The 11,796-nt window shown below is 63.5% G+C and carries 8 protein-coding genes; 3 read left to right on the top strand and 5 right to left on the bottom strand.

Annotated elements, in window-relative coordinates; all coding sequences use genetic code 11:
* Nucleotides 1-26 precede the first annotated feature (26 nt).
* A complete protein-coding gene (locus V7Q53_RS08325) occupies nucleotides 27-881 on the bottom strand; it encodes a peptidylprolyl isomerase (RefSeq protein WP_333828071.1) in 855 nt (284 codons plus the stop codon).
* Nucleotides 882-1,067: 186 nt separating this feature from the next.
* Between V7Q53_RS08325 and secA the strand changes: the two genes are divergently transcribed.
* From secA to V7Q53_RS08310, 3 genes are all read left to right on the top strand, one after another.
* A complete protein-coding gene (secA, locus tag V7Q53_RS08320; protein WP_333828070.1) occupies nucleotides 1,068-3,809 on the top strand; it encodes a preprotein translocase subunit SecA in 2,742 nt (913 codons plus the stop codon).
* Between the two features lie 125 nt (nucleotides 3,810-3,934).
* Entirely contained in the window at nucleotides 3,935-5,032 is a 1,098-nt protein-coding gene (locus tag V7Q53_RS08315; protein ID WP_333828069.1) for a hypothetical protein, read from the top strand.
* A gap of 20 nt (nucleotides 5,033-5,052) precedes the next feature.
* A complete protein-coding gene (locus tag V7Q53_RS08310; protein ID WP_333828068.1) occupies nucleotides 5,053-6,591 on the top strand; it encodes a phosphate ABC transporter substrate-binding/OmpA family protein in 1,539 nt (512 codons plus the stop codon).
* Nucleotides 6,592-6,599: 8 nt separating this feature from the next.
* Here the strand turns inward: V7Q53_RS08310 and radC are convergent, their stop codons facing one another.
* The 4 genes from radC to V7Q53_RS08290 form a co-directional block, all read right to left on the bottom strand.
* Nucleotides 6,600-7,391, bottom strand: a complete 792-nt coding sequence (gene radC / locus V7Q53_RS08305; RefSeq protein ID WP_333828067.1) for a RadC family protein — start codon at nucleotides 7,389-7,391, stop codon at nucleotides 6,600-6,602.
* A gap of 93 nt (nucleotides 7,392-7,484) precedes the next feature.
* Nucleotides 7,485-8,648, bottom strand: a complete 1,164-nt coding sequence (gene dnaJ / locus V7Q53_RS08300; RefSeq protein WP_333828066.1) for a molecular chaperone DnaJ — start codon at nucleotides 8,646-8,648, stop codon at nucleotides 7,485-7,487.
* Nucleotides 8,649-8,719: 71 nt separating this feature from the next.
* On the bottom strand, nucleotides 8,720-10,636 hold the full coding sequence (gene dnaK / locus V7Q53_RS08295) for a molecular chaperone DnaK (protein ID WP_333828065.1): 1,917 nt from the start codon (nucleotides 10,634-10,636) through the stop codon (nucleotides 8,720-8,722).
* A gap of 212 nt (nucleotides 10,637-10,848) precedes the next feature.
* Entirely contained in the window at nucleotides 10,849-11,775 is a 927-nt protein-coding gene (locus V7Q53_RS08290; protein WP_333828064.1) for an AEC family transporter, read from the bottom strand.
* Between the last annotated feature and the right edge of the window lie 21 nt (nucleotides 11,776-11,796).

The raw sequence follows: 11,796 nt of genomic DNA, 5'->3' as shown, positions 1-11,796 counted from the left end.
TACCGGCCAACCTACGCCGGGCGCGCTCACTCGTCCAGCAGGTCGCTGCGGCCAAGATAGGTGGGGTCAACGGCATCGGAGCGGTTGTCGATATCCGCCGCCTCGCGCAGCCCCTCAAGATGCGCGCGGGTTGCTTCGCGCTGGATCTGTGCCTCAAGATCGTCGCGGACCATCTCCAGCGTGGGGACCGATGCCGCGCGGGTCTCATTGAGCAGGATCACATGCCAGCCAAAGCGGGTTTCCACCGGGTCGGAAACCTCGCCGGGTTCCAGCGCCAGCACAGCCTGCTCAAAGGGTTCGATCATCACGCCTTCGCCGAACCAGCCCAGATCACCGCCCGCAGCGCTTGAACCGTCAAGCGAGAATTCGCGCGCGACATCGGCAAATTCGCGCCCCGATTCCAGCTCGGTCACGACGGCCTGAATTTCTTCCTCGGTGCGCACAAGGATATGGGCGGCGTTATATTCGGTGGTGGGCTCACCCTGACCAAATTCGGCGACAAAGGCGTCATAGGCGATCTGCACGCTCTCATCGGTGGCGGCCTCGGCGGCGACGCCCATCAGGGCCGCATTGGCGATGAAATTGCGGGCCTCGTTCTCAAGCGTGATTCGCTCGCGCAGGGTCAGTGCGTCAGCGTGGTTCTGGTTGAGCAGTTCCTGCTCGATCAGTTGCTCGACAATGGCGGGAAAAAGCGTCTCGTTGGGTACGGCCTGAAACTGGTCAGGCAGTGCCGCGCGCAGGGCGATGGCATGGCCGAGGGTGATTTCGGTGCCGCCGACGCGCGCCAGCACGGTCCCGGCGTCAGGTGCATCCTGCGCCGCCAGGGGCAGTGAAAAGACCGCAAAGACGGCCGCGACGAGGAAACCGGCGGGTTTTTTCATGAGAAAGCTCCAGAATGCGCATGGATTCGGCGCGTATGATTGACACTATATGAGCCGCCCCTTACATCGCTTCACGGTCCTGCGTGCGTGGCAACGGCCTGCTTGCGCCCTTTCTAAGGGAAGCCCCGGCAGGCGGGCAACCCCGCGGCGCGCACGAAATGGTCAGCGAAGGCGAGCGGAGAAAACATGTTGGGTCTTGGAACTCTGAGCCGGAAGATTTTCGGTACGGCAAACGATCGCAAGGTGAAAGCCGTGCTCCCGCTGGTCGAAAAGATCAACGCGCTTGAGCCCGAATTCCAGGCAATGGACGATGCTGCGCTGATCGCCAGAACCGAGGCGCTGAAGGCGCGGTTCGAGCAGGGCGAAACGCTGGAGAAGCTGCTGCCCGAAGCCTTTGCCAATTGCCGCGAAGCCGCGCGCCGGGCTCTGGGCCTGCGCGCCTTTGACGTGCAGCTGATCGGCGGCATTTTCCTGCATCAGGGCAATATCGCTGAAATGAAAACCGGCGAGGGCAAGACGCTGGTTGCCACCTTCCCGGCCTATCTGAACGCGCTGACCGGCAAGGGCGTGCATATCGTCACCGTCAACGATTATCTGGCGCGGCGCGATGCAAGCTGGATGAGCAAGGTTTTCACCAAGCTGGGCATGACCACCGGCGTGGTGGTGCCGCAGCAGCCCGATGCCGAGAAGCACCACGCCTACCAGGCCGATGTCACCTATGCCACCAACAACGAGCTGGGTTTCGACTATCTGCGCGACAACATGAAGACCGAACTGGCCCAGATGATGCAGCGTGGGCACAATTTTGCCATCGTCGATGAGGTGGACTCGATCCTGATCGACGAGGCGCGCACACCGCTGATCATCTCTGGCATGTCGCAGGACCGGACCGATCTTTATGTCAGGGTCGACAAGCTGATCCCGCTGGTGACCGAAGAGCATTTCACCCTCGATGAGAAACAGCGCCTGATCAACTATACCGACGACGGGCAGGAGTTCATCGAGAACCAGCTTCATGCCGCCGGTATCCTGCCCGAGGGGCAGGCGCTTTATGACCCCGAATCCACCACCATTGTGCATCACATCAATCAGGCGCTGCGCGCCCACAAGATGCTGCACAAGGATCAGCACTATATCGTGCGCGACAACAAGATCGTGCTGATTGACGAATTCACCGGCCGCATGATGATCGGCCGCCAGTTGTCTGACGGGCTGCATCAGGCCGTCGAGGCCAAGGAAGGGCTGCCGATCCAGCCCGAGACCGTGACCATGGCCTCGGTCACCTTCCAGAACTATTTCCGCCTTTACGGCAAGCTGGCGGGCATGACCGGCACAGCCACCACCGAGGCCGAGGAATTCAAGGAAATCTACAATCTGGGCGTGGTGGAAATCCCCACCAACAAGCCTATCGCCCGTCTGGACGAGCATGATCAGGTCTATCGTACCGCGCGCGAGAAATTCGAAGGCGTGATGGAGGCGATCCGCGAGGCGCATGCCAAGGGTCAGCCGATTCTGGTGGGCACCACCTCGATCGAGAAATCCGAGGAACTGGCGGTGATGCTGACCAAGGCCAGTATCCCGCACAACGTGCTCAACGCCCGCCAGCATGAGCAGGAGGCGCATATCGTCGCCGAGGCCGGGCGCGTGGGGGCGGTGACCATCGCCACCAACATGGCCGGGCGCGGCACCGATATTCAGCTGGGCGGCAACGTGGAAATGCGCGTGCTCGACGCGCTGGCCGAAACCCCCGATGCCGACCCGGCCGAAGTGCGCACCCGGATGGAGAGCGAAGTTGCCGCCGAGCGCCAGCGCGTGCTTGATGCAGGCGGGCTGTTCGTTCTGGCGACCGAACGGCATGAAAGCCGCCGGATCGACAACCAGCTGCGGGGCCGTTCCGGCCGTCAGGGTGACCCGGGGCGCTCGGTCTTCTTCCTGTCGCTGGAAGATGACCTGATGCGCATCTTCGGCTCTGAACGGCTGGAAAAGGTGCTGTCAACGCTGGGGATGAAGGAAGGCGAGGCCATTGTTCACCCCTGGGTCAACAAGTCGCTGGAAAAGGCGCAGGCCAAGGTCGAGGCACGCAACTTTGATATCCGCAAGACGCTGCTGAAATTCGATAACGTCATGAACGACCAGCGCCGGGTGATCTTTGAACAGCGACTGGACATTCTGCGCGCCGAAGATCTTTCGGAAACCATCGCCGATATGCGCCATTCCGTCGTCGAGGATCTGGTGCGCCTGCACCTGCCGCCCAACAGCTACGCTGACCAGTGGGATGTGGAGGGGCTTCATGCCGCAGTGATCGACAAGCTGAATGTCGATCAGCCGGTCATGGCCTGGGCCGAGGAGGACGGCGTCGATCAGGAAGTGGTGCGCGAGCGCCTGACCGTGGCTGCCGATGAACTGATGGCACAGAAAGAGGCCAGTTTCGGGCCTGATACGATGCGCAACATCGAGAAGCAGCTTCTGCTGCAGATCATCGACACCAAATGGCGCGATCATCTGGTTACGCTGGAGCATCTGCGCTCGGCGGTGAACTTCCGGGGGCTGGCGCAGCGCGATCCGCTCAACGAATACAAATCCGAGGCGTTCGTGCTCTTCGATCACATGCTCACCGCGCTGCGCGAGGATGTGACGCGGCAACTGGCGCGCATCCGCCCGCTTTCCGCCGAAGAGCAGCAGGCGATGATGGCGCAGATGCAGTTGCAGCAGGCCGCCGAGGGCGATGGCAGGTTGGAGCGCCCGATTGATCTGCCGCGCCTCAGCCCGCGCCCTGCCGCTGACGCTCAGGCTGATGGCCCCGCCGGTGTGCCCCTGCCGGGCTTTGACGAAAGCGACCCGTCGACATGGGGGAACCCGGGGCGCAACGCGTTCTGCCCCTGTGGTTCCGGCAAGAAATTCAAGCATTGCCACGGGCGCCTGCTTTAACAGGCCCCTGCCTTGACCGCCGTCTGCCTTGCAAAGAGGGTCGCCAAACGACCTTTCTGCCGCCACGAAGCTGCCCAGATCACGCGGCAGTTTCAGCTCTGGAATAAGGTATTTCGGAGAGTGCGATGAATCGGGTGCGAATTGTTGCCCTGATCGCGGCAACGCTTTGCGTTGCCGTCGGTGCGGGGACGTTGTTTCAACAGGAAACCATGCGGCAGGCTGAGGAGGCGACCGGCGCCGCGCCGGTGCAGGCCGGGATATCGCTTGTCGGGCTGGCAGAGGCCGCCGGGGCGGCCCCCGTTGAGCCGGTCGCGATGACCTCTGCGTCGCCGGTTTCCGTTTCAGCCAGTGAGCCTGTTTCTGCCTCGCCGCTGGGTCCGGTGGCGATGGCCAGCGTCCTGCCGGGCATGATAGACACCGCAGAGCTGACGGCAACCGTCCCGCGCGCGCTCGATGCGCTGCTGCCCGCTGTGACATTGACCCCTCAGGAATCTGCGCTGGTAGCTGAACCGGAAACCGTCGCCACCGATCCCGCGATGATCAACGATCTCTTGGCCGAAGTGGATGCCTGCGCCGTCTGGCTGGTGGTCACTCCCGAGGTTGGTGCGATGATGGACATGAGCCTTTTCGCGCCCTGCGACGGTGGCGCGCTGGTGCAGATCAGCCATGCCGGGCTCAACTTCGACGCGCGGATGGACGGCGACGGCCAGCTGGCCCTCCGCGTGCCTGCGCTGGCGCATCAGGCTGAGCTGACGGTGCGCTTTGACGATGGCCGCAGCGCCAGCGATGCGACAGAGCTTCCCGATGCCGGTCTTTATGACCGCGTAGCCATCCAGTGGCAGGGAGCCGCCGTTCTGGGGCTGAACGCCTATGAATTCGGCGCCGATTTCGGCAGCGACAACCATATCCATCCGGCAAACCCCGCCGCGCCCGGCGATGCGGCGCGGGGCTTCCTGACGGAACTGGGTGAAACGGCGCGGGTGCAGGTCTATTCTTACCCGACTGGCCTGTCTGCGCGCACGGGTCAGGTGGCGCTTGAGCTGGAAGTGGGCGTCACCGGCGAAAGCTGCGAACGGCTGCTGGGCGTCGATACGCTTGAGGCGCTGGCGGGTGCTGACCCTGCCTGGCGCGAAATTCAGCTGGAAATGCCCGCCTGCGATGGTCAGGGTGGCTTTCTGGTGTTGAAAAATCTTCTCCCTGAGCTGACTATCGCGCTGAACTGAAAAAGGCGTGGCGACAGGTAATGCGATGGTTTTCTTGCGTGGCGGCTGCGGTCGCCACGCTGTTTTTTCAGCCCGGGGGTGTTGCGCGCGCGCAGGACGTGACGCTTTCGTCCGCCGATGGCACGATTGCGGTCAGCGGTGATCTGATCGCCTATGACGGCGAGTATTTGCGCCTGCAAACCGAATTCGGGCCGCTGACGCTGGATGCGCGGGGCCTGCGATGCGCCGGGCCGGGCTGCCCGCTGCTGAGCGGCGGTGTGGCCGAGGTCAGCATCGAGGGGGCGCAGGTCATTGCCGAGCATCTGTTTCCGGCGGTGCTGGCGGCTTTTGCGCAGGCCCAGGGGCTGGAGCTGACCGAGACGCGGGGCACGGGCGAAACACATTTTGATCTGCGTGATCCGGATGCTGCGGGGCCGGTGATGCGGCTGCGGCTGCGCGCCAGTTCGTCGGATGCGGGGTTGCTGGCGCTGGTCTCGGGCGAGACCGATCTGGCGCTGTCGCTGACCCCGTTGCAGGACCCGGACTTCCTTTTGCACGTGCTGGCGCTGGATGCCTTTGTGCCGGTGGTGTCGCCCAACGGGGTGTTCGACCGCATCGGTATGAATGACCTGCTGGACCTGTTGCAGGACGCGCAGGGCGGTCAGGTGCTGGAGAATGAAGAGGCGGCGACTGAGCTGACGCTGCATCTGCGCAACCTTGATTCGGGCGAGCATCACGCGCTGGGTGCGCGGCTGCATGCGATCGGCATCGACAGCCTGACGGAAGAGGCGATTCGCCATCGCAGCAATGCCGGCCTTGCGCGGGCAGTGGCGCGCGACCCCTTCGCGCTGGGGATGACGCTGCGCTCGCAGGCGCAGGCCCTTACGGATGCGCAACTGATCGACGCCTGCGGCCTGCCGGTGGTGCCTGACCCCTTTGCGCTGAAGGCAGGTGCCTATCCACTGACCCAGCCGCTTTATGCGATCCAGTTGCGCCAGCGCCTACCGCTGCGCCTGCGCCAGTTGCTGGAATTCTTTGCCAGCCCCGAAGCCGGGAAAGCCATCCAGACAGCCGGTTTCACCGAAGCGCGCCCAGAGCAGGCCCCCGCGGCCGGGCAGGGTTTGCGGCTGATCCGCTCGCTCAGACTGCCTGATACCGGCGGGGCGGAGGGATTTCTGGACAGCCTGCGCGCGGTGGGCGACCTGATGCTGGAAACGCGGCAATTGTCGCTGGCTTTCCGGTTTGAGCCCGGCACCGCGCAGATTGATGCGACATCGCTGGTCAATATCCGGCAGCTTGCGCGCGATATCGAGGCCGGGGTGCATGATGGGCAGGAGGTTATTCTGGTGGGGTTTTCCGACGCTCTGGGCGATGCGGAGGCCAACCGCCGCCTGTCGCTGCGCCGCGCCGAAGCCGTGCGCGAGGCGCTGACAGAGGCCACGCCGCTGCGCGATACCACGCGTGTGACTCTGTCGGCGCAGGGGGTTGGCATCCTGCTGCCGGTTGCCTGCAATGCCGCCGAATGGGGCCGTGCATTGAACCGCCGGGTCGAGGTCTGGCTGCGCCCGCTGGCGGAGTGAGCCGCCCCTCACAACAGCCCCAGCGCGCGAAAACTGCTTTCGCGGGATTTGCCGATGATCAGGTGATCGTGCAACGTGATAGAGAGGGCCTGCGCGGCGGTCTGGATCTGCCCGGTCATGGCGATATCGGCGCTGCTGGGCGTCGGATCGCCTGAGGGGTGGTTATGGACGAGGATCAGCGCCGAGGCGTTCAGCTCCAGCGCGCGGCGCAGCACCTCGCGCGGATAGACCGGCACATGATCGACCGTGCCGCGCCCCAGTTCCTCATCGGCGATCAGGGTGTTCTTGCGATCCAGGAAGAGCACACGAAAATGCTCGGTCTCGCGGTGGGACATGGCGGTGTGGCAATAATCCAGCAGGGCCTGCCAGCTGGAAATGACGGGCCGGTTCAGCACCCTTGCGCGTGACAGGCGCGTCGCCATCGCCTCGGCCAGTTTCAGCTCCAGTATCACCGCCTCCCCTACGCCGTCGATGCGCGACAGGCGGGCGGGCGCGGCGCTGACGGTGGCGGCCAGATCGCCGAAGGCCTCCAGCAGGCGGCGGGCCAGTGGTTTGACATCCTGCCGGGGGATGGCGCGGAACAGCAGCAGTTCGAGCAGTTCGTAATCCGGCATGGCCTGCGCCCCGCCCTGCAGGAACCGCTCACGCAGCCGTTTGCGGTGATCGCGCAGGTAGGAGGGGAGGGCGGGTGGCGCCGTCAGGTCGGCCGGGCGGGGCGGATCAGGCGAGACGGGCACGGCGCTTTGGGCCGTGAAAAGCGGCAAGGCGGGTTCGGCAAGGGCGGAGCGATGGCGCGGCATGCCCTCAGACTGTGCCCGAATCGGTCAAGAAATGGTTAACGCCCGCCTGCGCGGGGCAGGCGGGCGTTTCATGACATAGCAAAAGGAATGCCGTCAGCCCTTCATGCCGTCCCAGAAGCTTTTCACCTTGCTGAAAAAGCTCTGGCCTTCAGGGTTGTTATGCTCGCTGAGCGATTCAAACTCGGCCAGCAGTTCTTTCTGGCGGGCGGTCAGGTTGACCGGCGTTTCCACCGACAGCTCGATCAGCATATCGCCATGCGTGCCGCCGCGCAGGGCGGGCATCCCCTTGCTGCGCAACCGCATCTGTTTGCCGGTCTGGCTGCCCGCAGGCACCTTCACGCGCGAGCGCCCGCCGTCGATCGTGGGCACTTCGACCTCGCCGCCAAGGGTGGCGGTGCCAAAGCTGATGGGAACGCGGCAATAAAGGTCATGCCCGTCACGCTGGAAAATCGGATGCTCACGCACATCGATGAAGATATAGAGATCGCCCGCAGGCCCGCCGCGCAACCCGGCCTCACCTTCGCCCGACAGGCGGATGCGGGTGCCGGTTTCGACCCCGGCGGGGATGTTGACGCTGAGCGTGCGCTCTTTCTCAACCCGGCCTGCACCCTTGCAGACCTTGCAGGGGTTCTTGACGATCTGGCCCAGCCCGCCACAGGTGGGGCAGGTACGCTCAACCGTGAAGAAGCCCTGCTGGGCGCGCACCTTGCCCATGCCTGAGCAGGTGGGGCAGGTGACAGGCTCGGCGCCGCCTTCGGCCCCGGTGCCGTCGCAGGCATCGCAACTGGCCAGTGACGGCACACGGATGCTTTTCTGCACACCGGCATAGGCATCTTCAAGCGTGATGCGCATGTTGTAGCGCAGGTCCGAGCCGCGGCTGGCGCGCTGGCGCGCCCCGCCCCGGCCACCGCCGCCACCCATGAAATCGCCAAACAGGTCTTCGAAGACATCTGAAAAGGCCGAGCCGAAATCGCCGTTGCCCGGATGCATGCCGCCCCGCGCCCCGCGCTGACCAGCCGCACCCATACCACCCTCAAAGGCGGCGTGGCCAAAGCGGTCATAGGCCGCCTTCTTCTCAGGGTCCTTCAACGCATCATAGGCCTCGTTCACTTCCTTGAACTGGGCTTCGGCATTGGGGTTGTCGGAGTTGCGATCGGGGTGAAGCTGCTTGGCCTTCTGGCGATAGGCCTTCTTGATCTCGTCCGCCGAAGCGCTGCGCGTCACGCCCAGCACATCGTAGAAATCGCGCTTTGCCATTCTTGACCTCGTCTGAAAGGCTGGGGCCCCGGACCGGCGTTACCGGCCGGGGCCCCCATGCGTGCCGCGTATCAGTTGTCGCGGCGCTTGTTGTCGTCGAGATCCTCGAAATCGGCATCCACGATATCGTCATCGACAGGGCGCGGCTCGTCCGAGGCACCTTCGGCCTCACCCGCTTCCGCCTGCGCCTTGTAGATCGCTTCGCCCAGCTTCATCGAGGCATCGCGGACATTGTTGATCCCCGATTTGATCTTGTCGACATTCTCGCCCTCAAGCGTATCCTTGAGCGCGGCAATGGCGAGTTCGATCGCCTCAACCGTGGTCGGATCGACCTTGTCCTTGTATTCCTCAAGCGACTTCTCGGTCGAATGGATCAGGCTTTCTGCCTGGTTGCGGGTTTCCACCAGCTCGCGCCGCGACTTGTCGGCATCCGCATTGGCTTCGGCATCCCTCACCATCTTTTCGATTTCTTCATCGGTCAGGCCGCCCGAGGCCTGGATGGTGATCTTCTGCTCTTTCCCGGTGCCCTTGTCCTTGGCACTGACGCTGACGATGCCGTTGGCGTCGATGTCAAAGGTCACTTCGATCTGCGGCATGCCGCGCGGGGCGGGCGGGATGTTTTCAAGGTTGAACTGGCCCAGAATCTTGTTGTCCTGCGCCATTTCGCGCTCACCCTGGAACACCCGGATAGTCACCGCATGCTGGTTGTCCTCGGCGGTGGAGAACACCTGGCTTTTCTTGGTGGGGATGGTGGTGTTGCGGTCGATCAGGCGGGTGAATACACCGCCCAGCGTTTCGATCCCCAGCGACAGGGGCGTGACGTCCAGCAGGACCACATCCTTGACGTCGCCTTGCAGAACCCCGGCCTGAATGGCCGCGCCCATGGCAACCACTTCGTCAGGGTTCACGCCTTTGTGCGGCTCTTTGCCAAAGAATTTGCCGACCTCTTCGATCACCTTGGGCATGCGGGTCATACCGCCGACAAGGATCACCTCGTCGATGTCACCCTTGGACAGCCCGGCATCTTTCAGCGCGGCTTCACAGGGCTTCAGCGAGCGCTTGATGAAGTCACCCACCAGCGATTCCAGCTTGGCGCGGGTGAGTTTCATCACCATGTGCAGCGGCTGGCCGGTGTTGCGGTCCATCGAGATGAAGGGCTGGTTGATCTCGGTCTGCTGGCTCGAAGACAGCTCGATCTTGGCTTTCTCGGCGGCTTCCTTGAGGCGCTGAAGCGCCATCTTGTCCAGCGTAAGATCGACGCCATGCTCTTTCTTGAACTCGTCGGCCAGATAGCTGACGATGCGCATGTCGAAATCTTCACCGCCGAGGAAGGTGTCGCCGTTGGTGGATTTCACCTCAAAAAGGCCGTCGTCGATTTCCAGAATGGTGATGTCGAAGGTGCCGCCACCAAGGTCATAAACCGCGATGGTCTTGGTTTCCTTCTTGTCCAGACCATAGGCCAGCGCCGCCGCCGTGGGCTCGTTGATGATGCGCAGCACTTCCAGACCGGCGATCTTGCCTGCGTCCTTGGTGGCCTGACGCTGAGCGTCGTTGAAATAGGCGGGTACGGTGATCACGGCCTGCGTGACGGGCTCACCCAGATAGCTTTCGGCGGTTTCTTTCATCTTTTGCAGGATGAAGGCCGAAACCTGGCTGGGGCTGTATTTTTCGCCGCGCACTTCAACCCAGGCATCGCCGTTGCCGCCATCGACGATCTTGTAGGGAACCAGACCCTTGTCTTTTTCCACCTCGGCATCGCCCAGACGGCGGCCGATCAGGCGCTTGACGGCGAACACGGTGTTGGTGGGGTTGGTGACGGCCTGACGTTTGGCGGGCTGGCCCACCAGACGCTCACTTTCCGTGAAACCCACGATCGAAGGCGTCGTGCGCGCACCTTCGGAATTTTCGATAACCCGGGGTTGCGAGCCATCCATGATGGCAACGCAGCTGTTGGTCGTCCCGAGGTCGATCCCGATGACTTTGGCCATGATATACTACCTCATTACTTCGGCGATGTTATAGGGCGGCGGTCCCATCAGGCTCCGCAGCCCCGATCCCTGATCCGTCCGGTTCGGGGCTTGTTCAGTCCCCGGGTGCCAGACGGCGTCGAGGGCTATATAGGGAGGGGGTCAGGGGGCTGCAAGCGTCACGCCTTCGTGAATTGTGACGGATTTGCGCAGATTGCACCCCTGCGGCTGTTTTATCCGGCGACCAGCGCGATGATGACCGGCACGGTTGCCACGCTGATGGCGGTGGATATCAGAATCGCGGCCGAGACGCGGGCCACGGCGATGTTGAAATGCTGCGCCAGTATGTAAACGTTCCCCGCCACCGGCAGCGCGGCGGCGGCCACCAGCACCCCGGCGGTGTAGTGCGGGACGCTGAACAGGAAGAAGGCGGCAAAGGCCACGGCCAGCGGGTGCAGCACCAGCTTGGCAAAGGTCAGCCAGCCCGCGACCGTCACCCGCTCGGCCTTGTTGTTGGCCAGCGAGGCACCGATGGCAAAGAGCGCGCAGGGCGTGGCGGCGGCACCCAGCAGGGTCATGAAGGCATTGACGGGCAGCGGCAGGTCCATCCCGGTGGCTGACCATACCAGACCCAGCGCCATGGCCACGATCATCGGGTTCTTCAGCAGCCCCATGGTGATCAGCCGCGGCAGATCAGGCGAAACCCGCCCCTCGCGCGAAAGGGTGACGATGACGGTCAGCAGCGTGGAAAACACGATCAGGTCGATCACCAGCACCAGAATGATCGTGCCCGCTGCGGCATCGCCCAGAAGCAGCACCAGCATGGGCACACCCAGAAACCCGGTGTTGCCGATGATGGCGGTATGGGCCTCCATCGCGGCTTCGGTCAGGGGGCGGCGGCGGGCGAAGGCCACGGAAAGCGCGATCAGATAAATCAGCCCGCAGCCCCACAGATAGGCCACCGCCGCGCGCGGCTCAAAGATATCGCCCAGCGACATATTGGCGGCAAAGCCGAACAGCATGGCCGAGAGCGCGAAATAAAAGACGAATTTCGTCAGATAGGCCGTGGCTTCACGCGGGAAAAAGCCTGTCCGCCCGGCCCCGTAGCCAAGCCCGATCACGGCAAAGAAGGGTAAGGTCTGAAGAAAGACGGCCAGCATTGCGTTGCGCTAGCATAGAGG

Source organism: Pararhodobacter sp., assembly GCF_036802785.1.
In the GTDB taxonomy this organism is placed as follows: Bacteria; Pseudomonadota; Alphaproteobacteria; order Rhodobacterales; family Rhodobacteraceae; genus Pararhodobacter.
Note: the sequence above shows the minus strand (reverse complement) of the source record. Positions and strands in the feature narration are given on the sequence as shown.

Excerpts from the sequence above, each read along its gene's own strand:
- V7Q53_RS08325 (WP_333828071.1), bottom strand. The coding sequence starts at position 881 with ATGAAAAAACCCGCCGGTTTCCTCGTCGCGGCCGTCTTTGCGGTCTTT.
- secA (WP_333828070.1), top strand. The coding sequence starts at position 1,068 with ATGTTGGGTCTTGGAACTCTGAGCCGGAAGATTTTCGGTACGGCAAAC.
- V7Q53_RS08315 (WP_333828069.1), top strand. The coding sequence starts at position 3,935 with ATGAATCGGGTGCGAATTGTTGCCCTGATCGCGGCAACGCTTTGCGTT.
- V7Q53_RS08310 (WP_333828068.1), top strand. The coding sequence starts at position 5,053 with ATGCGATGGTTTTCTTGCGTGGCGGCTGCGGTCGCCACGCTGTTTTTT.
- radC (WP_333828067.1), bottom strand. The coding sequence starts at position 7,391 with ATGCCGCGCCATCGCTCCGCCCTTGCCGAACCCGCCTTGCCGCTTTTC.
- dnaJ (WP_333828066.1), bottom strand. The coding sequence starts at position 8,648 with ATGGCAAAGCGCGATTTCTACGATGTGCTGGGCGTGACGCGCAGCGCT.
- dnaK (WP_333828065.1), bottom strand. The coding sequence starts at position 10,636 with ATGGCCAAAGTCATCGGGATCGACCTCGGGACGACCAACAGCTGCGTT.
- V7Q53_RS08290 (WP_333828064.1), bottom strand. The coding sequence starts at position 11,775 with ATGCTGGCCGTCTTTCTTCAGACCTTACCCTTCTTTGCCGTGATCGGG.